The organism is Micrococcus sp. TCR-5 (assembly GCF_052220525.1).
Taxonomy (GTDB): Bacteria; Actinomycetota; Actinomycetes; order Actinomycetales; family Micrococcaceae; genus Micrococcus; species Micrococcus luteus.
Genome location: NZ_JBQPDO010000007.1, coordinates 64,226 through 89,720, shown reverse-complemented (window position 1 = coordinate 89,720; position 25,495 = coordinate 64,226). Strand labels below are relative to the sequence as shown.

The window sequence follows — 25,495 nt, the reverse complement described above, 5'->3', positions numbered from 1 at the left end:
GTCAGCGCACCCCGTGGGCCGGCACGAGGGTGACCCGCGCGTCCTTCACCTTCGCGTCCACGATGCGCGGCAGGGTCTCCTTTGGTGCCAGCAGCTGCACCCGGGTGGTGCCCGAGCCGCCGAAGCCGTTCTGCTCCGCCGTGACCTCGGAGATCTCGAGCGCCTCGGCCAGCCGGGCCGGGTCTGCATGGCCGCGGCCTCCCTCCGCCGGCATGGCCACCCAGACGTCCACGCGGTCTCCCACGCCCACGCCGGACGGCAGCGGCTCGTCCAGGGCCACCCCGACGGGACGACGGCCGTCCGGGTCCGCGTCCACCAGTGCCGCCGCCGGCAGCAGCTCACCGGCCCGGACCGTCCCGGAGACCATCCGCCCCTCGGGAGCCGGAGCATCGGCGCTGAGGTACCGCTCGCCGGCCTCGCTGAGGTTCACCTCCACGGGGCGCAGGTCCCCGGACGCGATGGGTGTGCCCGGGGGCAGGTCCTCCGCAGCCGTCCAGTACGCTGCGGTCCGCTGGGCGGAGGCGACCAGCGCCACGACGCCGGCGATCGAGGCGAGGACGAGCACGAGACCGACGAGGAGCCGGGGATCCCGCCAGCGGGGCCGGCGCAGACGGCCGCCCTCGGCGGACGCGGACATGGTCGTGGACACCGGATGTTCCCCCCTTCGGACCGGCCCCTCGGGCCGCCGCGGCCCCGGCACCCCGTCGGTGTCGGCCCCTCCGCGCTGCGCCCAGAGTAACCACAGGGGCCGTGGATCGCCGGATCCGCCGCGTACGCTGTGGAAAAGTGTCGCCTCCGGGTGTTCCCGGGGTTGAATGGGTCGACGTCGTGGGCCGCCCGCGACCGTCCTGGACGCCTCGACCGAAGGAGCACCGTGCAGCGCTTTCTCACCCTGACCGACGTCGCGGAGACCCTGAACATCTCCGGTCAGGCCGCCCGTGCCCTGGTCCGCTCGGGTGAGCTGCAGGCCATCCAGGTCGGGGGCCGCGGTCAGTGGCGCATCGAGCTGTCCTGGCTCGAGGACTACGTGGAACGTCAGAAGGAAGTGACGCGCGCCCGCGTCCGGGAGTGGACCGAGGCGGACGCGCAGGCCCGCTGAGCCCACACGGTCTGCTCAGGCGGGGCGCAGCGCGGTCCGGACCGTCCCCAGCGCCCCGAACGGGATGACGAGCCGCCCGCGGACGGCCGCGGCCCGCCGGGCCTCGTCCCGCGGGTGGCGGGCGATGTCGAGGTGGTCGCCGCCGACCCGGTCCACGGTGCCCTCCGCCAGCGCCGCGCCGAGGCGTCCCGTCACCGCCACCGGCTGGCGCGTCCGCGCGATGCCGCGCAGCACCGTCCCCCAGCCGGCCGCGGCGAGCTCGGGCGCGGCCACGGCCCGGGTCAGGTCGGCCTCCACGGCCGCCACGCAGTCCACCGCGACGATCGCCGATCCCGAGCCGTCGACGTGCACGCCGACCCAGCCCTGGCCCACCGTGTGCACCACGCCGTCCACGACCTCGCCCCAGGCCAGGTGGAGCCGGACCTGCCGCCCTCGGGCTCCGCGCAGGCGGTCGGCCAGGGACAGCGCCATCCACTCCGCTCGGGTCAGCTCCGCGGCCTCGGCCACCGTCTCCTGCCAGCCGAGGTCGGCCCAGTGCGCCTCCAGGTCGTCGAAGAGTCCGTTCCACCGCATGCGCTCAGCATAGGAGGCTCAGCGCCGGACATCGGTCGTCATCAAACATCATCAAACATCACTCTTGACACCTATCGGCCCGTGCAGTTCACTGTGATCATCATCACCGGCCTGATCGCGGGATCCCGGCCGGACGGACGCACAGGAGGGGAATCCATGGAGCGCTCGACATCACCGGCCGGCCCGGCCCCGACCCGTCCGGTCGACGCGGCGGACGCCGTCGGCCTCACCGTCCTGCTTCTGGCCGGTCCCGGTCTGCTCGCCTGTGCCGCGGCGCTGCTGCAGACGGGCACCAGCGCGCCCGGGGCGGAACTGACCCGCGTGCTGGGCCTCGGTGCCGGTCTCGCCGGGCTCGGACTGCTCGCATGGTGGGCGGTGGGCCTGATCGGGCTGGCGCTCGTCGCGCTGGGGCGCCGCGCGGGTCGGCCGGCCTGGGCCCGCCTGGGCCGGAGCCTCACTCCCGCCCTGCTCGGACGCGTGGCAGGCGCCGTCGTCGGTGCCCAGCTGCTCGCGGCACCGGCCGCGTGGGCGGACGCGGCTCATCCCGTGCCGGACGCCTCCTGGACCGTGGCTGCGGTGCCTGCGCACGCCACCGGCGTCGAGGCCCCGGCGCCGGACGCCGCGTGGACGCCCCGGCCCCCGGCGCCGGCCCCACCGGGCGCCGGCACCGGCCGTGCGGATCCGGACCACCCGACCGTCACCGTCCGGCGCGGCGACTGCCTGTGGCACCTCGCCGCCGCCGAGCTCGGCCCGGACGCGACCCCCCGAGAGATCGACGCCCGCTGGCGCCGCTGGTACGAGGCCAACCGACGGGTGATCGGCGACGACCCGCACCTGCTGCTGCCCGGCACCGTGCTGACCTCCCCCGTGTTCACCCCGCACGCCGGCGTGGACGGACCACGGCCATGACATCCACGACCCTGCACTCCCCCGCTTCGCCTCGTCCTCAGGAGACCGCCATGACCACCCTCGCCACCCGCCCCCGCGCCGCTTCCGACCGGCGCACCGCCGACACCCTCCTCCACGGGCCCGCCCACAGCCCCGCAGTCCTGCCCCGCGGTGAGGAGATCGCCCGGCGGGCCCGCACCGAACAGGGGCGCGAGGAGCTGCGCCGCGTCCGCTCGCTCGCCGCCGTGATCGCCGTCGCCTGCGTCGAGGTCGAGACGGGCCGCCGTGCCCTGCGGGACCTCTCCGGCTGGCTCTCGCCCGAGGTCCTGGACAAGTTGACCCGTCGCATGGAGCTGCTGGGCGCCGTCGCGCCGACCGGGCCCGGTCGACGGCCCTCCGCGGCCGTCCCGCCCCGGACGCCCAAGTCCGCACCCCGCCCGGTGGGTGCCCGCGTGTGCGAGGTCGCGCCCGGCCGGGTGGAGGCCAGCGCGACGGTGCTGTGGGAGGGCCGGGCCCGGGCCTTCGCGCTCCGACTCGAGCGGCGGCTCAGCCGGTGGAAGGTGACGTCGGTCGAGATCGGCTGAGCCGGATCGTCCCGTCGGACTGACGAGCGAGGGCCCGGAGACCTGGAGGTCTGCGGGCCCTCGTCCTGCGTCGTGGCAGGATGCCGGTCAGCCGCGGCGGCCGCGGCGCTCCGCCTGACGGCGGGAGCGGCGGTTCGTGCCCGCCGCGACCGTGGCGCCGGAGTCCGTGCCACTGCGGGTGACCGCGCTCTGCCCGTCCTCGGACGGACCGGTGAAACGCAGCTGCGCCGGCTGCTGCGGGGCGTCGATACCCTCCACGGAGATCTGCGGTGCCATCGTCACAGCGCGGGCGTCCTTGACGCCGGGCAGAGACGTCGGCGCGGGGGCCGCACTGATCTGCGCCTGGAACAGCGTGCGCACGGCGTCCTCGCGGATGGCGGCGAGCATGTTCTGGAACATCGTGTAGCCCTCGCGCTGGTACTCCACGAGGGGCTCGCGCTGGGCCATCGCGCGCAGCCCGATGCCCTCCTTGAGGTAGTCCATCTCGTAGAGATGCTCCTGCCAGCGGCGTCCGATGGTGGCGAGCACCACGCGACGCTCCGCCTCCCGCAGCGCCTCGGACCCCACCTGCGCCTCCCGGTCCTCGTACGCCAGGAGCGCATCGGAGACGAGTTCGCGCTTGAGGACCTCGGCCTTGAGCCGGCCCCGGCCGCCGACCTCGTCGAGGACGTCCTCCTGCGAGATGCCCACGGGGTAGAGCTCTGCCAGGTCCCGCCACAGCTGGTCGAGGTCCCAGTCGGTGGCGTGGCCCTCCTCGGTGGCCGCGTCCACGATGTTCCCGACGGCGTCCTCCACGAAGCGGCGCACCCGGTCCTGCAGGTCCTCCCCCTCGAGGATGGAACGGCGGTCCGTGTAGATGGCCTCGCGCTGGCGGTTCATCACGTCGTCGTACTGGAGCACGTTCTTGCGCTGCTCGGCGTTGCGCCCCTCGACCTGCGCCTGCGCGTTCTGGATCGCCTTCGAGACGAAGCCGAACTCGAGCGCCATGTCGTCCGGGATCGACGGGCTGTTCATGATCCGCTGGGCCACGCCCGGGTTGAAGTTGCGCATGAGCTCGTCCGTGAGGGAGAGGTAGAACCGGGACTCGCCCGGGTCGCCCTGACGGCCGGAACGACCGCGCAACTGGTTGTCGATACGGCGCGAGTCGTGGCGCTCCGTGCCCACCACGTACAGGCCGCCGGCCTCGATGACCGCGCGGTGCGCGTCCTCCACGGCGGCCTCGGCCTCCGCCAGCACCTCGGGCCAGCGGGCCTCGTACGCCTCCGGGTCCTCGGCGGCGTCGAGGCCCAGTTCCTGCATGCGGGCCACCGCCGTGAACTCGGCGTTGCCGCCGAGCATGATGTCGGTGCCGCGGCCGGCCATGTTGGTGGCCACGGTGACGGCGCCCGGGCGGCCCGCCTGCGCCACGATGGCGGCCTCGCGGGCGTGGTTCTTCGCGTTCAGGACCTCGTGGCGGACGCCGCGCTTGGCCAGCAGCGTGGAGAGGTACTCGGACTTCTCCACCGAGGTGGTGCCCACCAGGACCGGCTGGCCCTTCGCGTGCCGCTCGGCGATGTCGTCGACGACGGCGTCGAACTTGACCTTCTCGTTCTTGTACACCACGTCGTTGCGGTCCACGCGCTGTCGCTCCCGGTTCGGCGGGATCACGACGACGCCGAGGCCGTAGGTCGACGTGAACTCGGCGGCCTCCGTCTCGGCGGTGCCCGTCATGCCGGCGAGCTTCTCGTAGCCGCGGAAGTAGTTCTGCAGGGTCACCGTGGCCAGCGTCTGGTTCTCGGGCTTGACCTCCACGCCCTCCTTGGCCTCGATGGCCTGGTGGAGCCCCTCGTTGTAGCGGCGTCCCTTGAGCACGCGGCCCGTGTGCTCGTCGACGATCTGCACCTCGCCGTCGAGGACCACGTAGTCCTTGTCCCGCTTGAACAGCTCCTTGGCCTTGACCGCGTTGTTCAGGAACTGGATGAGCGTGGTGTTCTGCGTCTCGTACAGGTTCGTGATGCCGAGGTGGTCCTCGACCTTCTCGATGCCGGGGCCGAGGATGCCGACGGTGCGCTTCTTGTGGTCCACCTCGTAGTCCGTGTCCGCCTCGAGGCGGCGCACCAGCCGGGCGAACTCGCCGTACCACCGGTTGGCCTCGCCCTGGGCGGGGCCGGAGATGATCAGCGGGGTGCGGGCCTCGTCGATGAGGATCGAGTCCACCTCGTCGACGATCGCGTAGTGGTGCTCACGCTGCACGAGCTCGTCGAGGGACCACGCCATGTTGTCCCGGAGGAAGTCGAAGCCGAACTCGTTGTTCGTGCCGTAGGTGATGTCCGCGGCGTACTGCTCGCGCCGTACGGCCGGGGTCTGGCCCGCCACGATGACGCCCGTCTGCATGCCGAGGAAGCGGAACACGCGGCCCATGAGGTCGGCCTGGTAGGAGGCGAGGAAGTCGTTGACCGTCACCACGTGCACGCCCCTGCCGGACAGCGCGTTGAGGTAGGCCGGGGCGGTGGCCACGAGGGTCTTGCCCTCGCCGGTCTTCATCTCCGCGATGTTGCCCTGGTGCAACGCGATGCCGCCGAGCAGCTGGACGTCGTAGTGCCGCTGGCCGAGCGTGCGTCCCGCGGCCTCCCGGACCGCGGCGAACGCCTCCGGCAGGAGCAGGTCCAACGACTCGCCGTCCGCATGCCGGGCCCGGAGCGCGTCCGTCTCGGCACGCAGCTCCGCATCGCTGAGCGCCCGGAAGTCGTCCTCGAGGAGGTTCACGGCGTCCACCGTGGCCTGCATGCGCTTGAGGACGCGGTGGTCCGAGATCTTCAGGACGCGGTCGATGATCGAAGGCACTGGTTCTCTGCTCCCTTGCGGTGTGGCCGGGGCGGGACGGGATGCCCCTCGCGCTCGGCCGTGGCGCGGTCTCCGGGACAGTGTACGGGCCGAGTCCGGACGGGCCGCGGCGCCCGTCCCGGAGGGGACGGGCGCCGCGGCGTCAGCAGGTCGTGGTCGACGTCGGCGGGGCGGTCAGTCCTCCCGCGCCTGGTAGGCCCGCTCCCCCTCGGAGGCGGAGACGTGATCCTGCGGGAGGGACTCGTCCAGGCGGATCACGCCGTAGCTCCAGCCCCGGCGGCGGTAGACCACGGAGGGCACGCCGGTCTCGGCGTTCTGGAAGAGGAAGAAGTCATGACCCACCAGCTCCATCGCGTCCACGGCCTCGTCCACGCTCATGGGGGTCGCGGGGAACGCCTTCTGGCGGATGCGCACCGGGGTGCCCACCTCGGGGGCGTCCTGCTCGGCGGCCTCCTCCGCGGCCAGCGCGGCACCCGACGGCGGCAGCGGCGGCACGAATCCGACCTCGCCCGCACCGCGGGAGGCGCCGAGCTTGCCGTGACGGCGGTCCTTGCGGCGGTCGCGCATGCGCCGCAGGCGCTCGGCCAGTCGGGTGGCGGCCTGGTCGAAGGCGACCAGCTTGTCGTCCGCGTCGGCCTCGGCCCGCACGACGTCCCGCGGGCCGCGGACCGTCAGTTCCACGCGAACCGTCTCGTCCGAGTGCTTGTGGTGGGAGGACTTCGTCACGCGGACCTCGAGCGTGTCGGCGCCCTCGGCGAGCGGCTGGAGGCGCTCGGTGCGCTCGACGACGTGGTCGCGGAAGCTCTCCGAGAGGCTGATGTTGCGGGCGATGTAGCTGACATCCATGGTCATGGCGTCCTCCTGGTCCGACTCTCACGGGTCCGGCCTCGGGAGGGGAGGTGCGCCTCGGTGTCGCGTCCGCAGGGCGGCGGCGGGTCCGAGGGTGCGACCTCCTTCCAGCCGTCGGCAGGACGGGAACCGTAGGGGCGATTCCGTGCCGTTCACCCTACCCGGGGGCGTGGCCGGGGGCCAGGCTCGGCGGGGTCCCGCGGCGGGGCCACGGCCGCGAGCACGACGGCCCCGACGGGGTGCCCGCCGGCGCGGCGCACCGCCTCCGCGAGCGCGGCGAGGGTGGCGCCGGTGGTGAGGACGTCGTCCACGAGCAGGACGGGCGCGCCGGCCGGCAGCCGCCCGGCGACGACGCGCCAGTCCCGGGCCCGCCGGCGGCGCTGGCCCGCCCCGGCGCCCGCGTGGGACGGGCCGCCGCCCCGGAGCGTGCTCGCGCGGGGCAGCAGGCGCGCACGGACGGCGTCGGAGACCAGCCACGGCGCCGGCAGCGCCCGGGTGAGCTCGGCGAGCGGGTCGTAGCCACGCCGTCGGAATCCGGCCGCGCCGCCCGGGACCGGGACGAGCAGGGCGTGCGGCGCCCCGGGCAGGTCCGGCTCGAGGCGCGCCGCGGCGACGGCCCGGCACAGGGCCTCGCCCAGCACGCCGCGCAGGTGCAGCGCGTGATGGTCCTTGAACGCGAGCACGGCGGCCGCCAGCGGGTCTGCGTAGCGCCCGGCCGCCATCACCGGCAGGGGAGCGCCGCCGGGGCCCAAGGGCAAAGCCGGGGCGTCCTGCTCCGCCCGGAAGGGCCGGGACAGGACGGCGGTCAGTCCCTCCGCGCAGGCCGGGCAGAGCCGGTGACCCGGCGCGGCGCACACCGCGCACTCGGCGGGCAGGACCAGGTCGGCCAGGGCCCGACCGAGGGTGCCGAACACCGACGGCGGGGACGGGGAGGACGGCGGGGAACGCATGCGACGAGTCCACCGCACGCCGCCGCCGTCCGGGCGCCGGGGCGAGCCGCTGTGCGGGCCGGGGCGGCTGTGCAGGAGTGGACGACGGGGCGGCGGGCGCGGGCTCGGCTCAGTCGGGGAACGAGAGGTCGCGCACCCTGCGGTCGAGCTCCTGCGCCCGCCACGAGGAGCCCACCAGCAGGAACACGAGCTCCTCCGTCTCCGCGTAGTAGGCGCCGTCGTCGCCGGCGGAGATCCCCCGCAGACCGCCCAGCGGGTTGAGCTCCCGGACGGTGCCGTCGATCGAGACGATCCGCGGCACCACGCGCTCGTCGGGCTTCTCGGCGTACGCCGAGACGAGCAGGTTCGTGTCTCCGGCCCACTCCACCGAGTCCTCGGAGCCGGAGGAGGGCAGCAGGATCGGCTCGGTCAGGGCGTTCGGCACCCCGTCCGAGCCGCGCACGACGCCGGACACGCGCAGGGTGGTCCGCTGGCCGTCGTCGACGAGCATCGCGGCCCGGGCCCCGCTCCGGGCCAACCGCAGGTCGACGATCCGCTCGCCGGGGCGCAGCCAGGTGGCCGTCACGATGCGCTCCTGCCCGCCGGGCTGGGCCGGGACGGCGCGGATCCGCGAGGTCGTGCCCCTGTCGGCCGCCCACACCCAGCCCAGGAGGTCCAGTGACGGGACGGTGAGCCCGGTGCCGCGCAGCACCTCCCGCAGGGTGCCGTCCGTGCCGGCGACGTGGACCGCCGTCCGGTCACGGGTGACGAACACGAAGCGGCTGCGGTCGCCGGACATGGTCGGGCGGACCGGATCGAGCGCGGTGACGTCCGGGGCGCCGCCCACCGGCGTGACGCTGGTCCCCTGCACGTACACGAGTCCGCCCGTCGCCGTGTCGATGCCCACCTGGACTGAGCCGACGGCGGGGTCGGTCTGGACCGGGGCGGGGCCGTCGTCTCCCGACGTGGACAGCTGGGCGCCGGCGACGGTCACCTCGACCTCCTTGACCGATTGGAGGCCCGTCAGGGTCAGCTCCAGCTGCTCCCGCATGCGGTGCCGCCGGTCGGCGTCGGCCCCCTCGGCGGCCGCCTGGGTGAGGTCGACGTGGGCCACGCCGTCGTCGTCGACGGGCACCGTGGGTGCGGCCAGGTCGGTGCCGGTGCGCAGCGGGAAGGCCGTCTCCACCGCCCCGGCCAGATACGGTGCCGGCCCGCGCAGCAGCGCTCGCGTCACCGCGGTCACCGTGGTGCCCCGATTGACGAACCACCGCACGTCCGGCACGACGTAGCGCTTCGCGGTGTCGTAGAAGGCGAGCTCGTGCGGGGCGAACAGCTGTCCGAACTGCGCCTGGGAGAGCAGCGTGCCGTTCTCCGTGGACGTGATCCGCATGCCCTGGGGCCGTTCCTGCACGGTGACCGCCCAGGCCCGTGTGGTCCCCGGCGGCGCGACGGTCCGCAGGCCGTACTCGTCGATCTCCGAGTCGACCTCGACCTGGATCTGGTAGTCCCCGTCGCCGTCGCCCCGGGTGATGCGCGGCTCCGCCGAGTACACGAGGGTGCGCTGCCCGGGCGTCCACTGGGTGGCCGCGGGGCCGTCGAGGAACTCGCGCGCCACCGCGTAGTCGTCCTGCGGGCTCGTGCCCGCGAGCAGGAAGCCCCGGATGGCCTCCTCCGCCGTGTCCGACTCGGCGGGTCCCGGCGGATGGAACTGCGGCGCGTCGGCGGCCGCGCTGGCCCCGTCGACCGGGTCGGCGCTGCGCACTTCGGAGCTCTGGGGGATCTGGGTGCAGCCGCTGAGGGCGAGCACCAGGGCGACGATCACCGCGACGACGGCGACACGCGGCGGACGGGGCGGCTGCGGATCCACGGTGGTCATCGGGCCTCCTCTGCCGCATCCTCGCCGGTCGGGTCCCCGGGGGCCGGCCCGTGGGCGGGATCCCCCGGAGGGACCCTGCGCACCGGCCGGGTCGGTGCGGTCAGGGCCTGCTCGTCCTGGCGCGCGCACGGCGGGGCGTCCGCGGCCGTGGCGGCGACGTCCGCGACCGTGCCGACGGCGTCGGCGTCCGCCTCCTGCGGGACGGGTCGGGACAGGTCATCGGCGTACCGGCGGTCCGCCGTGCTGTAGCGGGGCGGAATGGGCAGCACGGAGCGGCCGATCGGCTCGGGGGCCTCGGCGCCCTGCGTGGCCGGGCGCGGCGCCCGCGGCAGGGTCACCATGAAGGTGGACCCCTCCCCCAGCTCGCCCCACGCCTCGAGCCGACCGCCGTGCAGCCGGGTGTCCTCGGTGGCGATCGCCAGACCCAGTCCGGACCCGCCGGTGGTGCGCTTGCGTGCGGGGTCGGCGCGCCAGAACCGGTCGAACACGCGCTGCACCTGCTCGGGGCTCATGCCGATGCCGTGGTCCACGACGGCGAACGTGACGGCCTCCTCGTCGGCCGCCACGAGCACGTCCACCGGCCGGCCCTCGGCGTGCTCGATCGCGTTGTTCACCAGGTTGCGCAGGATCCGTTCGATCCGCCGCGGGTCGACGTGGGCGACGTGGCCGTCGGCGCGGTCCCGGTCCATGGGCACCATGTACACGGGCACGCCGATCTGATCGGCCAGCGGCTGAGAGGTGAGCACGACGTCGCGGGCCAGCTCGAGCATGTCCGTGGCCTCGAGGGCCGGGGTGGCGGCGCCGGCGTCGAACCGGGTGATCTCCAGCAGGTCCGCGAGCATGGCCTGGAAGCGGTCGACCTGGTGGTAGAGCAGCTCGGTCGAGCGTCGGCTGACCGGGTCGAAGTCCTCGCGTGAGCCGTGCAGCACGTCGGCCGCCATCCGCACGGTCGTCAGCGGCGTGCGCAGCTCATGGGAGACGTCCGAGACGAACCGCTGCTGCATCTGGGACAGCTGGGCGAGTTGGCCGATCTGGTCCTGGATGCTGTCCGCCATCCGGTTGAAGGACATGCCCAGGCGGGCCATCTCGTCCTCACCGTCGACCGGCATCCGCACGGCCAGGTTGCCGCTCGAGAGGGACTCGGCCGCCCGGGCCGCCTGCTGCACGGGCAGGGTCACACGCCGCGAGACCCACCACGAGACCAGCACGTTGATCACCAGGAAGCCGACGCCGAACACCAGCAGCACCCTGAGCACCGAGTCGAGCGAGCTCTGGACGTCCGCGAGGTCGTAGACGAGGTAGAGCCCGTAGGTGGCACCCGGGGGCAGCACCATCTGGGCGCCGAACACGAGGCCGGGCCGGGTGCCACCGCCGGGGTTCGGCAGCGCCACGCTCGCGTCGTACACGCCCGGCCCGGAGGCGACCGCGTCCTGCAGCTCCTGGGGGATCACTGCGGGATCGAGCCCGGCGGAGGAGATCGTCCCCACGTACGCGGATTCGGAGTCCGGCAGCGGGGCGAGGTGATAGCGGCGGCGGATCGTCGTGCCGGAGTCGCCTTCGAGGGCGCGCAGGGTCTGGGTCACCAGCACGTCCGTGCTCTGCGCGTCCGTGGCGGTGGTCTGCGCGAACGTCTCGCGCACCTGGCTCAGGCCACGGCGTGCCTCGGACTGGACCTGCTCGTAGCGGGCCTCGAAGAGGGCCTGGGTGATCTGCTGCGTGAGGAACGCGGCGACCACGAGGCCCGCGAGGATCGAGAGCAGGGCCGCGAGCACCGCCGTGCGCAGCCGCAGGGACCGACGCCACCGGCGGCGCAGCGCACGCCACGCGGGGCCGGGGCCCCACGACCGTGGGCGGGCGGCGGCGGGCTCGACCGGCTCGGCACCGGACTCGGCCGCCGGGGCCGCGCTCACATCCGGGCCGGACACGGTCATGCGCTCAGCCCTGGCCGGCCTTGTACCCGACGCCGCGGACGGTCAGCACGACGCACGGGTTCTCGGGATCCGGCTCGACCTTGGAGCGCAGGCGCTGGACGTGGACGTTCACGAGCCGGGTGTCGGCCTGGTGCCGGTAGCCCCAGACCTCCTCCAGGAGCATCTCGCGAGTGAAGACGTGGCGCGGCCGCCGGGCGAGGGCCACGAGGAGATCGAACTCCAGCGGGGTGAGGGCGATGCCGACGCCGCCGCGGGTGACCTGGTGGCCCGCCACATCGATCTCGAGGTCCCCGATGTGCAGGACCTCCGCCGGCTTGGCCTCCCCCTCACGCAGGCGCGCCCGGACGCGAGCCACGAGCTCGGCGGGCTTGAACGGCTTGGGCACGTAGTCGTCCGCACCCGACTCGAGGCCGCGCACCACATCCGCCGTGTCCGACTTGGCCGTGAGCATCACGATCGGCACGTCCGACTCGGCTCGGATGAGCTTGCAGACCTCGATGCCGTCGATGCCGGGGAGCATGAGGTCCAGCAGCACCAGATCAGGGCGCTCGCGGTGGAACGCGGGCAGTGCGGAGGTGCCGTCCGCCGCGAACGTCGGCTCGAAGCCGTCGTTGCGCAGGACGATGCCGATCATCTCGGCCAGCGCCTCGTCGTCGTCCACCACCAGGATCTTGGCCTTGCCCATCCTGACCTCCTCGTCAGCGCTCCCCCCGGCGCCGCGGGCGGGACCGGCCCCGGGCACAGGACATTTTCAGGATCAGCCCGATGATACCCGCCGGGCGGGCCCGTCCCCGGCGGACGACGCCGGAGGTCGCCCCGGTCCGTCGGGGCGCCGGCTCAGCCGCGCAGCTCGGCGAGCCGCGCGGCCAGCTCCTCCGCGTCCCGCCGCAGAGTACGGAGCACGGCGGGGTCGTGCGACCCCGCCGCCGTGAGGTCGACGTCGCCCACCCGCCCGGGGTCCACCCCCAGCCGTTCCCACGTGCGGACGACGTCGACCAGACGCACGCCCGGCTCGGGGGCCAGCGTCAGCCCGCGCCCGATGTCGGCCCAGCCGGCCGCCGCCTCCCACGCCTCGCGGGTGCCGGGCGTGCCGTCCGCGCCGTCGTCGAGGGCGCCCACGCCCACCACGAGCGAGACCGGGGCCGGGGCGGGCGCGTCCGCGGCTGCGTCGGGCCTGGGCAGGGACTCTCCCGTCAGCGTCGCCAGCGCGGCGGGCCCGGGCAGCTCGGCCCCCGGGGAGGCGGCCCGGCGGCCCGGTGCGAGCCACACCCGGGCGACGTCGGGCAGGGCGGTGAACCCGTCGAGGGCGGCGCGCCACAACCCGCGGGCCTCCTCGCGCGGCAGCGACCGGACGGTGCGGTACCCGCTCGCGGTGGGCAGGGTCCCGGCGAGGACGGCCGCCGCCCACGGCTCGTCGACGACGACGCCGAGGCGTCCCGCGCCGGTGGCCCTCCGGAGGCGGGGCAGGGCGTCCTGCAGCCCCTCGAGATAGGACTCGGCGACGTCGCGGCGCGCGCCGTGGTCGCCGAGGACGCGCTCTCCCCCGGGCAGCCAGAGGCCGGCGAGCAGGCTGAGCGGGCCGCGCACCCGCACGGCCAGACGTTCGACGACGGCGCCCTCGGCCCCCGCGGTGTCCGCCCAGCGGTGCGCGTCCTCGTGCCAGAGGGAGACGGCGCGGCGTCGGTCGCGGCCGGAGCCGGCGGCCCCGGGCGGGCTGACCCGCCAGCCGTGCGGCTGCAGGTCGACGGCCAGCTCCTGCAGGAGGGCGGCCGAGCGGCCGGTGGCGTCGGCGCCGGGTCCGCGATCGGGCAGCTCGGGGAGCACCGGCCAGTGGTCCGCGCCGAGCTCGCCGAGCGTGACGCGCTGCGCCTCGGCGACGTCGGTGCCGCGCCACGGCGTGCCGCCGAGGGCGACGGGGCCGGTGGCGCCGTCGTCGTGGGCGGCCTCAGTCATCCGCGTCCCCGGGGCTCTCCCCCGGCTCCGCCTCGGCGTCCGGCCGGCCCTCGGCCGCCAGCGCGCGGTGGTGGCGGATGACCTCGGCGATGATGAAGTTCAGGAACTTCTCGGCGAACGCGGGCTCGAGGTCCGCCTCGAGCGCGAGCCGGTGCAGCCGCGCGATCTGGGCGGCCTCACGCCCGGGGTCCGAGGGCGGCAGGTCGTGCCGGGCCTTGAGCGCGCCGACCCGCTGCGTGAACTTGAACCGCTCGGCCAGCAGGTAGACGAGCGAGGCGTCGATGTTGTCGATGCTGCCGCGGATCGCGAAGAGCTCGTCGAGGACCGCCGGGTCCGCGGTGCCGGGCAGCGAGCTGGCGTGGGGGTCGTAGTCCGGGCTCATGGCCGAAGCCTACGCATCCGCGGGGGCCGACAACCGGGCATTGCGGGCGGTGTCGATGGTGGCCTGGCCGAGCACGCGGGTGCCCCGGTACAGGACGGCCGTCTGACCGGGAGCCACGCCGCGCAGGGGGCGCCCCGGCTCGATCTCCCACCCCGGATGCCCCGCCGCGTCGGCGCGCTGGCGGGCGCGGGCCTCGACGATCTCGCCGTGGGCCCGGAACTGCAGCGCGCAGTCGAACCAGGCGCCCGTGCGGGCTTCGGGCACCGGGGCGCCGGCCCACGACGGGCGGATGCCGGTGATGCGGTCGACGTCGAGCAGCTCGCGGCCGCCGACGACCACGGTGTTCTCCTTCGGCCGCACCTCGAGCACGAACCGGGGCTTGCCGTCGGGCGCGGGACGGCCGATGGCCAGGCCCTTGCGCTGGCCGACCGTGAACGCCTGGGCGCCCGCGTGGGTGCCGAGCTCCTGCCCCTCCGGGTCGACGATGGGGCCGGGGGCGAGGTCGATGCGCTCGGCGAGCCAGCCGCGGGTGTCGCCGTCGGGGATGAAGCAGATGTCGTGGGAGTCCGGCTTCGCCGCCACGGACAGGCCGCGCTCGGCCGCCTCGGCGCGCACGAGCTCCTTGGACGGCGTGTCCGCGAGCGGGAAGAGGCAGTGGGCGAGCTGATCCGCGGTGAGCACGCCGAGCACGTAGGACTGGTCCTTCGCGTCGTCCGCAGCGCGGTGCAGCTCCAGCGAGCCGTCCGGACCGGGCCGCACGGCGGCGTAGTGGCCGGTGCAGACGGCGTCGAAGCCCAGCTCGAGGGCGCGCTCGAGCAGCGCCGCGAACTTGATGCGCTCATTGCAGCGCATGCACGGGTTCGGCGTGCGGCCGGCCTCGTACTCGGCCACGAAGTCGTCCACGACGTCCTCCGCGAACCGCTCGGAGAAGTCCCACGTGTAGAAGGGGATGCCGAGCCGCTCGCACGCGCGCCACGCGTCCGAGGCGTCCTCGATGGTGCAGCAGCCGCGCGAGCCGGTGCGCAGGGTGCCGGGCATGCGGGACAGGGCCAGGTGGACGCCGACGACGTCGTGCCCGGCGTCCACGGCACGCGCCGCGGCGACGGCGGAGTCGACTCCCCCGGACATGGCGGCCAGGACCTTCACGGGCGTACTCCTCTCTCGACGACGGACGGGCGGTCCAGTCTAGACGCCCGGCCCCAGCAGCGCCCGCAGCGCGTCGATGAGCGCGGCTGCCTCGGCCGGCGTCGTCGTCCGGCCGAGGGTGAACCGCTGGGTGGCCCGCGCGTCGGCCTCCGTCCGCCCCGGCAGGGCGGCGACCACGTGCGACGGTTCCGCCACCCCGGCGGTGCACGCCGACCCGGACGAGGTGTCCAGTCCGGCCATGTCGAAGGAGAACAGCAGCGCGTCCGCCGTCCGGCCCGGCACGGTGATGTGGACGTTGCCGGGCAGTCGGCGCGTCCCCGGCGACAGCACCTGCCCCGTCGCCGGGTCGAGGTCTCGCGGCCCGGTCAGGCGCACCCCGTCCAGGGCGTCGACGGCGGCGATCACCTCGTCCCGCAGCCCGCCCAGGCGGGCGGCCTCGGCGGGCTGCTCCCCGACGGCCTCCGCCACGGCGGCCGCCAGCGCTGCGGCCAGGGCCACCGACACCGTGCCCGAGCGCAGGCGACGTTCCTGGCCGCCGCCGTGCACGACGGCCTCCAGCGTGACGTCCCGGCGCACGAGCAGGGCGCCGACACCCACGGGGGCGCCGACCTTGTGCCCCGAGACGACCAGGGTCGCGGCCCCGGACGCGGCGAAGTCCACGGGCACCGCCCCGAGGGCCTGGACGGCGTCGGTGTGCAACGGGACCCCGTGGTCGGCAGCGAGCCGGGCGGCCTCGGCCACGGGCTGGACCGTGCCGATCTCGTTGTTGGCCCACATCAGCGTGGCCAGGGCGGTCCGCTCGGGCGCGGTCGCCAGCGCGGCCTCCCATGCGACGAGGTCGACCCGCCCGTCGTCGTCGACCGGGACGAGCACCGGCTCGGCACCCTCGTGTGCGGCGAGCCAGTCCACCACGTCGAGGACCGCGTGGTGCTCGATGCCGGTCAGCACGATCCGGGTGCGCTCCGGCGCGGCCGCGCGGCGGGCCCGGTACAGCCCCTGGACGGCGAGGTTGTCCGCCTCGGTGCCCCCGGACGTGAGGATCACCTCGGTGGGGTGCGCCCCGAGCGCCGCGGCGATGCGCTCCCGCGCTTCCTCGAGGCGCAGCTTGGCCCGGCGGCCCGAGGCGTGGAGGGAGGCCGGGTTGCCCGGCAGCGCGGCCGCCTCGGCCAGGGCCGCGAGCGCGGTGGGGCGCACCGTCGTGGTGGCGGCGTGGTCCAGGTGCACGCGGTCCGGGGTGGTCACCCGGCCAGTCTAGGAGCCGCCCCGGATGTGCCCCGGCTCAGTCCCGGGCGAGGAACCGCTCGACGTCGCGGGTCGGGCCCACCAGGAGGATCGTGTCCTCGGGCTCGAGCACGTAGTGACTCGGCGGGTAGAGCCACGTGCCGCGGCTGCGGACCGCGACCACGCGCATGCCCCGCTCCCCCGCGAGCCCGGTGGCTCGCAGGTCCCTGCCCAGCAGGCGCGACGGCGGCGCGGCCCGGACCATGGCCAGGCCCGGCTCGACCTCGACGAAGTCCTGGAAGGACGTGCTGACCAGGTGCGCCACGCGGCGGCCCATGTCCCGCTCCGGGTGGACCACGTGCTCCACGCCGAGCTGACGCAGGATCTCGCCGTGGCGGTCGTCATTGGCCTTGGCCCAGAGCTGGTGCGTCCCGAACCGCCGCATCAGCGAGACGGTGAGGATCGAGTCGGCGAGGTCGCCGCCGATGGCGACGACGACGTGGTCCATCTCGTGGACCGAGAGCTGGCGCATCGCCTCCTCGTCCGTGCTGTCCGCGCGGACGACGTGGGTCAGCCGGCCGTTGAGCGCCTGGACGGCCTCGGCATCGGCGTCGACCCCCAGCACGTGGCAGTCGGACTCCATGAGCTCGAGGGCGACCCCGGAGCCGAACCGGCCGAGCCCGAGGACGGCCACGGTGGGGCGGTCGCCCCGGCGGGGGGCGAACAGGGAACGGGTGAGATCAGCCAATGAGGGGCCTCTCCTTCGGGTACTCGAAGTGGCGGGTGCGGTCGGTCAGGGCCAGGCTGCCGGCGACGGTGGCGGGGCCGATGCGGCCGACGAACATGAGGAGCATCAGGATGCCCTGCGCGGCCGGCGGCAGCTGGGCGGTGATGCCGGTGGACAGGCCCACCGTGCCGAACGCGGACACGCACTCGAACAGGATCTGGTCGGTCGTGAACGAGGACAGGCCCATGAGCGCCATCGTGGCGACGGCGATCGCGGTCGCGGAGAGCATGATCACGGTGATCGCCTCGCGGTGCGTGGTCCGGGAGAGCCGGCGGCCGAACGCATGGACGGCGCCCTCCCCCCGGATCTCCGCGAGCACGATGAACAGCAGGACGCTCGCCGTCGTGATCTTCACGCCCGAGGCGGTGCCGGCGGGGCCGCCGCCGATGAACATGAGCACGTCGGTGGCGAAGAGCGTCACGGGGTGCATCTGCCCGTAGTCCAGGGTGTTGAAGCCGGCGGTGCGGGTCGTGACGGACTGGAAGAACGCCGCGAGCACGCGCGAGGCCGGGTCCAGACCGCCCAGGGTCCGCGGGTTGGACCACTCGAGGACGAGGTACATGAGCGTGCCGCCCACCAGCAGCACCGCGGTGCCCACGAGCACGAGCCGGACCGTGAGGTTCCACCGCTCGGGTCGGCGCAGGTCTCGCCGCAGGGTCAGCACGACCGGCAGGCCCAGGCCGCCCAAGATGATCGCCGCCGCGATCGGCAGGCAGATGAACGGGTCCGAGACGAAGCCCATGAGGTTGTCGCTGAACAGCGCGAACCCGGCGTTGTTGAATGCGGAGACCGCGTGGAAGACCCCCTGCCACAGTGCCTGGCCCGGGGACATTCCCGCGCCCAGCCAGAAGCGCAGGCTCAGCAGCAGCGCCACCGAGGCCTCGACGGCCGTGGAGTACAGGATCAGGGCCCGCAGCACCCGGGGCAGGTCCCCGATCCCCTCGGCCCGGGTGGAGGCCGCGGCGTCGAGGCGCTGGGTGAGGCCGAGCCGCCGGAGGATCACCAGCCCCAGCAGCGACGTGAACGTCATGACGCCCAGGCCACCGAGCTTGATGAGCGTGAGGATCACGAGCTGACCCAGGGGTGTCCAGAACGTCTGGGTGTCCACGACGCCGAGGCCCGTCACCGTGGTGGCGCTGGTCGCCGTGAACGCGGCCTCCAGCGGGGTGGGCGCGCGGCCCTGATACGAGGCGGGCAGCAGCAGTGCGCCGGTGCCCGTCACGATGGCGACGAGGAAGGACCCGACCACGAGCTGGGTCGGACGGATGCGGGGCCGGCGCGGGCCGACCCGCGGCGACGAGGTAAATGTCACGGGAGGGAAACATAGTCCTTCCGGGGCGCACTGTCACCGTGCGGCGCCGGTGGTTGAATGGCCGGGTGCCGACCCCCTCCGTCCCGCTCGTCCACCCGGTGCACCGGTTCGCCCACCACGAGATCGACTTCCGCCGCCGGATCGTCACGATGGCCGTGGTCAACCGCACCCCGGACTCCTTCTATGACGACGGCGCCGGCGCCGTCCTCGAGGACGCCCTCGCCCAGGCCCACGCCGCGGCGGACGCCGGAGCCGAGTGGGTCGACGTCGGCGGCGTGCCGTTCGCGCCCGGGGCGGAGCTCGACCCGGCCGAGGAGGCGGCGCGGGTGGTCCCCCTGATCGCGGCCCTGCGGAGCGGGGACGGGGCCGGGTCGTCCGAGGCGTCACGCCGGCTGATCCTCTCGGCGGACACGTTCCAGCCGGCCGTGGCCGAGGCGGCCCTGGCCGCGGGGGCGGACGTCGTCAACGACACCACGGGGCTGTTCCACGCGGACCTGGGCCGGGTGGTGGCCGCCGCGGGCGCGCACCTCGTGGTCACCCACTCCCTCGCCCACGTGCGCGGACCCCGGGCCGTGGTCCCCCGGCCGACCTATGGCGACGTCGTCACGGAGGTCCGCGACCACCTGCGGCGCACCGTCGACCGGGCCGTGGCGCTCGGCGTCCCCGAGGAGAGGATCGTCGTGGACCCCGGCCACGATCTGAACAAGAACACCCGGCACACCCTCGAGATCACGCGGCGGCTGGACGAGATCGCCGCCCTGGGGCTGCCCGTGCTGGCCGCGGTCTCGAACAAGGACTTCATCGGCGAGAGCCTGGACCGGCACCGGCACGAGCGCCTGCCCGGCTCGCTGGCCGCGGCTGCGGCCTGCGTGTACGGCGGCGCCCGGATCCTGCGCATGCACGACGCCGACGCCTCCGTCTCGGCGGCCCGCATGCTCGAGTGCGTGTTCGGGTGGCGTCAGCCGGCGCGCCTGGTCCACAACATGGGCGCGGAGAACCCGCCGCCGGACCGCAGCACCCTGGCCGGACACCGCGCCCACCGCGGGGGGCGGGCATGAGACGGCTGACCGAGACCGGCCCCGAGCTGGACGACGACGCCCTCCGCGCCGCCCTCGCCGCGCCCCCGGCCGAGGACACCGGCCCCGGACCCTGGGTCCGCGTCGTGTTCATCGCCTCCGCCGACGGCGCGGCCACCCTGGACGGCCGTGCCGGCGGGCTCGGCTCCCCCGCCGATCAGCGGCTGCTGTCCCTGTCCCGGCACGACGCCGACGTCGTCCTCGTGGGGGCCGGGACCATCCGCGCCGAAGGCTACGAGGGACCGCTCCTCTCCGAGGAGGACCGGCGTCGACGCGCGGCGGCCGACCGGCCTGCCGACCCGCCCGTGGCCGTGGTCAGCGGCAGCCTGGACCTGGACCCGGAGTCCGCGTTCTTCACGGCCGCCCCGGTCCGCCCCTGGATCCTCACGTCCCGGGCTGCCCTCGCGGCCGAGCCGGAGCGGGCGGCGGCGCTGGCCGCGCGCGCGGACGTGCTGGCGGTCGGCGAGGAGCACGTGGACCCCCAGACCGTGGTGGCGACCCTGCACGCGCGCGGCGCCCGCGTCGTCCACTGCGAGGGCGGACCGCGCCTGTTCGGCAGCCTCGCGGCGGCCGGCCTCGTGGACGAGGTGCACCTCACCGTGGCGCCGCTGCTGGCCGGACCCGCCGCCGGCCGCGTCCTGACAGGCGAGGACGGCCCCGGCTTCCCCGCCCGGCTGCAGCTGGTCCAGGTGCTCCACGACGACGGCATGCTGTTCCTGCGCCTGCACCACGAGCGGCGCGCCTCCCCCGGCCCGGACGCCACGCCGTGAGCGCGGCCGAGGAGCACCGCACCGCCTACGAGGTCCTGGGCGTGCCCCGCGACGCGACCGCCGAGGAGGTCCGGCGGGCCTACCGCCGCGCGGCCCGGGCCGCGCACCCCGACGTCGGTGGCGACCCCGCCGCCTTCCGGGCCGTGACGCGGGCGTGGGACCTGCTCGGCGACGCCGAGGCCCGGCGCCGGTACGACCTCTCGCTGCCCGACCCGGACGTCGGTGCCCGCGGCCCCCACGCGACGGCCGGATCAGGGCGGGCGAGACCGTCGGGACGGTCCGGACCCGGCGGACGTGCCGCCCGCCCCGTGCGCTACGAGCCCCCGCCCGGCGAGGCGGAGACGGACCCGACCGTGCTGGACCTGCCGCGATCGAGCCAACGCGTCCACGGGGCGCCGCGGCCGCGCGGGATCCTGCCGGACGAGCACCGGGTGCTGCGGCAGGCCCGCACCCTCGACGTGCTGCTGCGCCACGTGGCGGACGCGCTGCCGGCCGCCCGGGTCCTGACCGGGCTGCGGCTGGGCGGGCGCTGGGGACGGCACCTCGACGTGGACCACGCGGTGCTGTGCGGCCATCGCCTGGCGCTGATCGGCTCCGTCATGGTCCCGGAGGGGACCTACACCTGGGACGGGGCGGACCTGCGCTCCCGGGGCCGTCCCGTGGCCCCGCCGCTGCTCGGCCCCGCGATGATGGCGTGGCAGCAGGCCCTGCCCCAAGTCACCGTCGGCGGATTCGTGCACGTGATGACGGACCGCGACGCGCGGCACGCACCCGTGATCCGCCACACGCGCGGCGCCGACGCACCGGAGGCGCAGGCCGACCTGCTCACCGCCCCGCCCGCGCCCGGGATCGCGTTCGCGCGCGAGGTCGCGCTCTTCCTGGGCACCGGCACGGACCCGGATCTCGTGGACCGGCGCGCGCTCGGCGCGCTGGTCGGCCGGCTCCACTGAGGCACGTCCCCGCCCGGCGGCGCCCCACTAGGCTGGGCGCGTGCCCGACTCCCCCACCCCACCCCGCCCGAACCCGCACGAGGGCGCCGACCGCGCCCCGGCGCCCGGCACCCCCGGCTTCCGGATCCTGCTGCTCACCCCGGAGATCCCCGGCAACACCGGCAACGCGATCCGGCTCGCCGCCCTCACGGGGGCCGAGCTGCACCTCGTGGAGCCGCTGGGCTTCGGGTTCGAGGACGCCCACCTGCGCCGCGCCGGTCTGGACTACCACGACCTCGCGGTGGTGACGGTGCACCCGGACCTCGACGCGGCCCTCGCGGCCCTCGCCCCCGCCCGTGTGCTGGCCTTCACCGCGCGCGGGTCCGTGCGGCACGACCGGGTCGCCTACCGGCCCGGCGACGTGCTGCTCTTCGGCCGCGAGTCCACCGGCCTGCCCGAGGAGGTGCTGGCCGATCCGCGGGTCACCGAGACCGTCGGCCTGCCCATGCAGCCGGCCCGTCGGTCCCTGAACCTGGCGAACGCCGTCTCCATCGCCGTGTACGAGGCCTGGCGCCAGCACGACTTCGCCGGGTCCGCGGCCCGTCCCGATTCCCTAGACTGAGGCCACCATGCAGACTCCTGACGCGCCCGAGCCCCACGTCGACCGCCCCGATGACGCCGGCCAGCCCGCCCTGGACACCCTCCTGCGCCGCAGCGCCGAGGGTGACCGGGCCGCGTTCTCCGCGTTCTACGACGCCACGGTCCCGTGGGTGCACGGCCTGGCCGAAGCGATGTTCGGCCCCGGCGACGACGCCGCCGCGGCCACGGTCCGCACCTACCTGACGGCGTGGGAGGAGGCCTCCGAGGCCGGGCTCGACCTGAGCGAGCGTGACGACGCGACCCACCGCGAACGCCAGGTGTTCACGTGGCTCGAGGTCCTCGCCCACCGCGTGATGACCTCGCTGCGCCGCGCCGGTGGCTCCGCGGCGGAACGTGGGCGTCGTCCCGGCCCGGCCGGGCCCGCGCCGCTGCCCGAGGACCTCGTCGGCCGCGTGGCCCCGGACGCCTACGAGGCCGTGCGACTGGCGTGGCTGGGCGGCTGCACCGACCGGGAGGTCGCCGATCGGCTCGGTCTGCCGGCCGACCGGGCCCGCACCCTGCTGCGTGACGGCGTGCGGCAGGTCGTGGCGGCCCGCCGCGACCTCACGCAGGACGCCGCCCGTCCGTCCGCGCCGGCCCCGGCGACCGGCCCGGCACTCGGCGCGGACGTGCGCGAGGACGTGGACGCCGGCCGCACACTCGAGCTGGCCGACCTCTCGGCCGTGCACGCGCTCGACACGGCCGGGCACACCGCGGCCTTCTCCGCCGTGCAGCGGCGGGGCGGCGAGCTGGCCCGGTGGCGCTCCCGGGTGGACGGTGCGCGCCAGGCGGTGGCCTGGGCGTTCCGGTCCGTGACGGCCGAGCCGCCGTCGGCCCTGCTCGACGAGGTCCTGCGTCGCCTGCCCGCCCAGGACGTGGGCATGGACCTGATCGGCGACGAGTCCGCCCCCGCCGGCCCGCCGCGGGACCGCCTGCGCTGGCTCAAGGTGACCGCCCTCCTGCTGCTCGCGGCCCTCGTGCTCGGCGTCGGCGGGTGGACGGTGTGGAGCCAGTTCACACGGCCGGGCATCGTGCACCGCATCGACCAGTCGAAGGACCTGTTCACGACCTCGGAGTACCCGGCCCAGGACGGCGGCACGGTCCAGGCGTTCCTGTCCCGGGAGCAGAACAGCGGCTACCTGACGATCAGCGGGATGCCCCAGCTGCCGGAGGGTCAGTCCTACCAGCTGTGGCTCTACCCCTCGGACGGCACGGCCCCGGCCTCGCTCGGCACGTACGACGCCAACGGCTTCGGCGAGCCCATCACCTTCCGGGGGCTGGACCGCTTCGCGGCGATGGGCATCTCCGTGGAGCCCAGCTCGGGCTCGGAGGTGCCGACGTCGGAGCCCGTCGTCGGCGTGGACCTCGACCCCACCGCGCAGACCGGCCCGCGCTACGGCGGGCGACCGAGCACCAACTGAGAGGTCCCGCAGGGGGAGGGCCGACGACGCGTCCCGTCGTCGGCCCTCCCCTGCGGGCACGGTTCAGAACCCGGCGATGGTGCCCGGGCCGTTGACCGTGACCAGGTGGAACGCCTCGGCGTGGCCCGGCCCGGCGGCCGGGCCGGCGGCGTGCCGGTGGTGCTCGGCCATCTGGGCGAGCACGTGCCGCCGCATCGCGTCGACGTCCGGGTGCTGGGAGAGGTGGGCGTCGAGGGCGCGCAGCTTCTGCTCCGCCAGGCCCGTGACGTCCACGACCGTGTTCCGGCGTGCGGCGGGGGCGGCGTACAGCAGCAGGTTCCGGATCTTGAACGCCTCCAGCCCCTCCGCCGCGAGCTCCGGGTACGCGTACGGGTTCTCGACCGCCGGGTACGCGGCGCGCACCACGGCCTCGCCGCAGGCGAGGTGGTCCGGGTGTGCGGCCTGCATCCGCTCCCAGTCCCGCTCGGGGTGAGTGCTGAGGACGACGTCCGGGCGGACGCGGCGCATCAGGGCCACGAGCTTGCGGCGCACGCCGTGGTCCGGCTCGAGGTGTCCGTCGCGCTCGCCGAGGAAGTGGACCTCGGCGGCACCGACGACGGCGGCGGCCGCGCGCTGTTCGGCGTGCCGGCGGGCGGTCATCGCCTCGGCACCCTCCGAGTCGAAGCCGCCGGCGTCCCCGTCCGTCACGATGCACAGCTCGATGTGCAGCCCGGCCGCGCTGAATCCGGCCAGGGTGGCGGCGGCCCCGAAGTCGAGGTCGTCCGGATGGGCGCCGACGGCCAAGACCCGGCGCCAGCCGTGGTGGGCGGCGAGCTCAGCGGGGGTGGTGAGTGTGGTGGTCAGGATTGGGTGTCCTCCGTGAACGTCACCTCGGTCTTCTGCTCCGCGCCGTCGCGGAGGTAGGTGACGTCCACCGAGTCTCCCACGCGGTACTCGCGGACGACGGCGGTGAGGGACTCGGAGTCGATCACCGCGCGGTCGCCGACGGCGGTGATCACGTCGCCCTCCTTCAGCCCGGCCGCGTCGGCCGCCGACCCTCCCACGACCTGCTGGACGCGGGCGCCGTCGCTGAACACGGTCTGAGCGTTCTCGCCGCCGCCCTGCACCTCGGCGGGCTCCGGGGTGACGCTCACGCCGAGCATGGCATGCGTGGCCTTGCCGTGGTCGATCAGGTCCTGCGCGACCCGCTGGGCGTAGTCCACGGGGATGGCGAAGCCGACCCCGATGTTGCCCGCCTCGCTCGGGTCCTGGCCGGCCGAGGCGATCGCGACGTTCACGCCCACCAGGCGACCCTCGGCGTCGACGAGCGCGCCTCCGGAGTTGCCGGGGTTGATGGCCGCGTCGGTCTGCAGCACGTTGATGTACACCTCGCCCCGGGTGCCCTGCGGGGTGCCCGGCAGCTGGAAACGGTACTGGTCGGAGCCGGAGGACGAGCCGGAGCTCTCGCCCTGCGGCTCGGGCGCCTCGGAGGACGCCACCGCGATGGTCCGGTCCAGGGTGGAGATGATCCCGTCGGTCACGGTGTTCGGCAGGCCCAGGGGGGCGCCGATGGCGACGGCCTCGTCCCCGACCTTCAAATCCCCGGACCGGCCGATCTGGATGGGGGTGAGGTCCGGGGCGTCGATCTTGATGACGGCCAGGTCGGACAGCGGGTCGGTGCCCACGACGGTGGCAGCGTAGACCTCCCCGTCCGAGGTGCGCACCGTCAGCTCGGCGTCGTTGGCCTGGCCGCCGAGGGTGACCACGTGGGTGTTCGTGAGGATGTGCCCCTCCGTGTCCAGGATCGACCCGGACCCGGAACCGGAGGCGGAGCTCGACGTCGCGGAGATGGTCACCACGGAGGGCAGCGCGGTCCTCGCGGCGTCCCCCACGGCGGTGTCCGCCACGGGCTGTCCCCCGGCCTCGGCCGAGGTGTCCGTCGCCTGCGAGGACGAGGAGCTCGCGGCCTCGGACGCGGCCTCGCCGCCGTCCTCCGCGACCGCGCAACCGGAGAGCCCCACCATGAGCACGGCCGCGGCGAGCAGGCCCGCCCCGGCACGGGCGCGGGACTGGGGCCGGGGACGCGCGACGGTGCGGGCCGTCGGCACGGGGGGCTGGGTGGGGGCGGCGGTCTGGTCCACGGGGTCCTCGCTTCGGGTCGGGCCCCGGGCGGTCGACACGGACGCCCGTCGTCTTGCGGACGCGCGCCCCGGGGCACGTCCACGCTAGCGTGCATGACTGAACGCCGCCTAGAGGTCGGCCGAACGTCCGCTCCTCCCACGGTTCCGGCCGCGCCGGATCCCTGGTGCCCGATTCCCACGCCGCCCT

General features: G+C 75.1%; 24 protein-coding genes. 8 read left to right on the top strand and 16 right to left on the bottom strand.

Going from position 1 to position 25,495, the window contains the following annotated elements; translation table 11 throughout:
- Position 1: 1 nt before the first annotated feature.
- Positions 2 to 649: an SAF domain-containing protein gene (locus tag ACTSKS_RS05910; RefSeq protein ID WP_123244131.1), complete on the bottom strand. Its 648-nt coding sequence runs from the start codon at positions 647 to 649 to the stop codon at positions 2 to 4.
- A 225-nt stretch (positions 650 to 874) separates the two neighbouring features.
- On the opposite strand from ACTSKS_RS05910, the gene ACTSKS_RS05905 reads away from it, so the two are divergent.
- Entirely contained in the window at positions 875 to 1,099 is a 225-nt protein-coding gene (locus tag ACTSKS_RS05905; RefSeq protein WP_123244132.1) for a helix-turn-helix domain-containing protein, read from the top strand.
- A 15-nt stretch (positions 1,100 to 1,114) separates the two neighbouring features.
- Here ACTSKS_RS05905 and ACTSKS_RS05900 read toward each other — a convergent pair whose 3' ends face one another.
- Complete coding sequence (locus ACTSKS_RS05900) at positions 1,115 to 1,672, bottom strand: hypothetical protein (RefSeq protein ID WP_036383497.1); 558 nt, start codon at positions 1,670 to 1,672, stop codon at positions 1,115 to 1,117.
- 156 nt (positions 1,673 to 1,828) lie between these two features.
- Between ACTSKS_RS05900 and ACTSKS_RS05895 the strand changes: the two genes are divergently transcribed.
- Together ACTSKS_RS05895 and ACTSKS_RS05890 are read left to right on the top strand one after the other, a co-directional pair.
- Positions 1,829 to 2,581 carry a LysM peptidoglycan-binding domain-containing protein gene (locus ACTSKS_RS05895; RefSeq protein WP_044659782.1) on the top strand — a complete coding sequence of 251 codons (753 nt, stop codon included), beginning with the start codon at positions 1,829 to 1,831 and terminating at the stop codon, positions 2,579 to 2,581.
- Positions 2,582 to 2,631: 50 nt separating this feature from the next.
- Positions 2,632 to 3,144 (top strand): Rv3235 family protein, encoded by a 513-nt coding sequence (locus ACTSKS_RS05890; RefSeq protein ID WP_052833459.1) that lies wholly within the window; start codon positions 2,632 to 2,634, stop codon positions 3,142 to 3,144.
- Between the two features lie 87 nt (positions 3,145 to 3,231).
- Here the strand turns inward: ACTSKS_RS05890 and secA are convergent, their stop codons facing one another.
- The 12 genes from secA to ACTSKS_RS05830 all read right to left on the bottom strand — a co-directional run bounded on the left by secA (position 3,232) and on the right by ACTSKS_RS05830 (position 18,353).
- Complete coding sequence (gene secA / locus ACTSKS_RS05885; RefSeq protein WP_225348556.1) at positions 3,232 to 5,967, bottom strand: preprotein translocase subunit SecA; 2,736 nt, start codon at positions 5,965 to 5,967, stop codon at positions 3,232 to 3,234.
- 174 nt (positions 5,968 to 6,141) lie between these two features.
- Complete coding sequence (gene hpf, locus ACTSKS_RS05880) at positions 6,142 to 6,819, bottom strand: ribosome hibernation-promoting factor, HPF/YfiA family (RefSeq protein WP_225348557.1); 678 nt, start codon at positions 6,817 to 6,819, stop codon at positions 6,142 to 6,144.
- Between the two features lie 149 nt (positions 6,820 to 6,968).
- A complete protein-coding gene (locus ACTSKS_RS05875) occupies positions 6,969 to 7,766 on the bottom strand; it encodes a ComF family protein (RefSeq protein WP_182488667.1) in 798 nt (265 codons plus the stop codon).
- Between the two features lie 109 nt (positions 7,767 to 7,875).
- Entirely contained in the window at positions 7,876 to 9,621 is a 1,746-nt protein-coding gene (locus tag ACTSKS_RS05870; protein ID WP_442927362.1) for an LpqB family beta-propeller domain-containing protein, read from the bottom strand.
- Complete coding sequence (gene mtrB / locus ACTSKS_RS05865) at positions 9,618 to 11,552, bottom strand: MtrAB system histidine kinase MtrB (RefSeq protein ID WP_442927361.1); 1,935 nt, start codon at positions 11,550 to 11,552, stop codon at positions 9,618 to 9,620. The genes ACTSKS_RS05870 and mtrB overlap by 4 nt, the downstream gene beginning before the upstream one ends.
- A gap of 4 nt (positions 11,553 to 11,556) precedes the next feature.
- Entirely contained in the window at positions 11,557 to 12,237 is a 681-nt protein-coding gene (mtrA, locus tag ACTSKS_RS05860) for an MtrAB system response regulator MtrA (RefSeq protein WP_069942056.1), read from the bottom strand.
- 152 nt (positions 12,238 to 12,389) lie between these two features.
- On the bottom strand, positions 12,390 to 13,505 hold the full coding sequence (locus ACTSKS_RS05855; protein WP_095353697.1) for a hypothetical protein: 1,116 nt from the start codon (positions 13,503 to 13,505) through the stop codon (positions 12,390 to 12,392).
- Positions 13,498 to 13,887, bottom strand: coding sequence for a chorismate mutase (locus ACTSKS_RS05850; protein WP_060974202.1), 390 nt, complete (start codon positions 13,885 to 13,887; stop codon positions 13,498 to 13,500). The genes ACTSKS_RS05855 and ACTSKS_RS05850 overlap by 8 nt, the downstream gene beginning before the upstream one ends.
- Before the next feature lie 9 nt (positions 13,888 to 13,896).
- On the bottom strand, positions 13,897 to 15,033 hold the full coding sequence (mnmA, locus tag ACTSKS_RS05845; RefSeq protein WP_069942006.1) for a tRNA 2-thiouridine(34) synthase MnmA: 1,137 nt from the start codon (positions 15,031 to 15,033) through the stop codon (positions 13,897 to 13,899).
- A gap of 39 nt (positions 15,034 to 15,072) precedes the next feature.
- Complete coding sequence (locus tag ACTSKS_RS05840; protein WP_061873071.1) at positions 15,073 to 16,275, bottom strand: cysteine desulfurase family protein; 1,203 nt, start codon at positions 16,273 to 16,275, stop codon at positions 15,073 to 15,075.
- Positions 16,276 to 16,312: 37 nt separating this feature from the next.
- Complete coding sequence (locus ACTSKS_RS05835) at positions 16,313 to 17,002, bottom strand: potassium channel family protein (protein ID WP_063189522.1); 690 nt, start codon at positions 17,000 to 17,002, stop codon at positions 16,313 to 16,315.
- Positions 16,995 to 18,353 (bottom strand): TrkH family potassium uptake protein, encoded by a 1,359-nt coding sequence (locus ACTSKS_RS05830; RefSeq protein ID WP_166437547.1) that lies wholly within the window; start codon positions 18,351 to 18,353, stop codon positions 16,995 to 16,997. Before ACTSKS_RS05830 ends, ACTSKS_RS05835 begins: the two co-directional genes overlap by 8 nt.
- A 65-nt stretch (positions 18,354 to 18,418) precedes the next feature.
- On the opposite strand from ACTSKS_RS05830, the gene folP reads away from it, so the two are divergent.
- From folP to ACTSKS_RS05805, 5 genes are read left to right on the top strand one after another with little or no spacing between them, the layout of a single operon-like run.
- The gene (gene folP / locus ACTSKS_RS05825) at positions 18,419 to 19,411 is read left to right on the top strand and encodes a dihydropteroate synthase (RefSeq protein ID WP_061867008.1); all 993 of its coding nucleotides are present in this window, start codon (positions 18,419 to 18,421) and stop codon (positions 19,409 to 19,411) included.
- Positions 19,408 to 20,199 (top strand): dihydrofolate reductase family protein, encoded by a 792-nt coding sequence (locus ACTSKS_RS05820; protein WP_061867009.1) that lies wholly within the window; start codon positions 19,408 to 19,410, stop codon positions 20,197 to 20,199. Before folP ends, ACTSKS_RS05820 begins: the two co-directional genes overlap by 4 nt.
- Complete coding sequence (locus ACTSKS_RS05815; RefSeq protein ID WP_061867010.1) at positions 20,196 to 21,149, top strand: J domain-containing protein; 954 nt, start codon at positions 20,196 to 20,198, stop codon at positions 21,147 to 21,149. Before ACTSKS_RS05820 ends, ACTSKS_RS05815 begins: the two co-directional genes overlap by 4 nt.
- A gap of 40 nt (positions 21,150 to 21,189) precedes the next feature.
- Positions 21,190 to 21,750, top strand: coding sequence for a tRNA (cytidine(34)-2'-O)-methyltransferase (locus ACTSKS_RS05810; RefSeq protein WP_061867011.1), 561 nt, complete (start codon positions 21,190 to 21,192; stop codon positions 21,748 to 21,750).
- Positions 21,751 to 21,757: 7 nt separating this feature from the next.
- A complete protein-coding gene (locus ACTSKS_RS05805) occupies positions 21,758 to 23,188 on the top strand; it encodes an anti-sigma factor domain-containing protein (protein ID WP_442927359.1) in 1,431 nt (476 codons plus the stop codon).
- 63 nt (positions 23,189 to 23,251) lie between these two features.
- Here ACTSKS_RS05805 and ACTSKS_RS05800 read toward each other — a convergent pair whose 3' ends face one another.
- The gene (locus ACTSKS_RS05800) at positions 23,252 to 24,031 is read right to left on the bottom strand and encodes a PIG-L deacetylase family protein (protein WP_061867174.1); all 780 of its coding nucleotides are present in this window, start codon (positions 24,029 to 24,031) and stop codon (positions 23,252 to 23,254) included.
- The gene (locus ACTSKS_RS05795) at positions 24,028 to 25,308 is read right to left on the bottom strand and encodes a S1C family serine protease (protein ID WP_061867013.1); all 1,281 of its coding nucleotides are present in this window, start codon (positions 25,306 to 25,308) and stop codon (positions 24,028 to 24,030) included. The genes ACTSKS_RS05800 and ACTSKS_RS05795 overlap by 4 nt, the downstream gene beginning before the upstream one ends.
- Positions 25,309 to 25,495 lie beyond the last annotated feature (187 nt).